This is a genomic window from Mesorhizobium sp. M2E.F.Ca.ET.209.01.1.1 (genome assembly GCF_004010375.2).
GTDB lineage: Bacteria > Pseudomonadota > Alphaproteobacteria > Rhizobiales > Rhizobiaceae > Mesorhizobium.
The window spans coordinates 1-278 of the sequence record NZ_SADP02001415.1; the positions used below are offsets into that span (position 1 = coordinate 1).

Genomic DNA, 278 nt, shown 5'->3' on the forward strand with positions numbered 1-278 from the left:
GCGACCTGCTTGCCCCGTTCCTGTCGCAGATGCCTGACGATCAAGGCCGTGTTCGCATCGTCGACATCGCGACCGGACAGACGCGGCAGTTGCTGGCCTCCAGCGGCTACCGCATCATTCCGGCGCTCGTCTCCTGCGTTATCGAGAGCAAGCCGCTGGCCGGCGATCTCAAGGCGTTCCAGCCGACCGACTACTATCCTTCGACACTCCAGCTGCTCGCGCTCGCCTATGCGCGCCGCCATCATCCGGAGTGCCTATGAAACCGGCAATCTTCATAG

Annotated in this window: 1 pseudogene; it reads left to right on the forward strand. The window is 62.9% G+C overall.

The annotated features are described in order from the left end of the window. Positions 1-260, forward strand: a pseudogene (locus tag EN852_RS41650) (endoglucanase); the annotation flags it as partial. Between the last annotated feature and the right edge of the window lie 18 nt (positions 261-278).